1 protein-coding gene is annotated in these 382 nt (G+C 28.3%); it reads right to left on the reverse strand.

Going from position 1 to position 382, the window contains the following annotated elements:
* Positions 1-382: hypothetical protein (locus HUN22_RS17805; protein ID WP_174732122.1), on the reverse strand; the 382-nt coding region annotated here is incomplete at both ends.

A 382-nucleotide genomic window follows, 5' to 3' on the forward strand; every position in this document is an offset into this window, starting at 1 on the left:
GTTTAAACCAATATTTAGACCAGATGTTTCTTTCGTACATATATAAAGATGCGTTGTAAGCCTCCCCAATTAGCCCCTTATAATCCTTATATTTATCAAATATTTCTTGAGATAAAGAATTTTCATCTAAACATCCAGCAACTAGAACTCCTCTAGCAATTTGAGATGGTTCTACGCAATTAATTTTAATATTAATATAATCATAAATAATAGCTTCATTATGATTTACTATTGCTGCCAAAACATGACTATATATTTTTTCATCTGAAAGCGCTTGATCAAGTATTCTAAATCGATATAAGTTTAAACCTTGATTTTTACTACCCCAAATTGACATTTGTTTTAGTGGAATTTTTTCCGGACCTACTATTATATTTATAAT

The sequence above is a fragment of the Acinetobacter lactucae genome (assembly GCF_013344765.1).
GTDB lineage: Bacteria > Pseudomonadota > Gammaproteobacteria > Pseudomonadales > Moraxellaceae > Acinetobacter > Acinetobacter lactucae_A.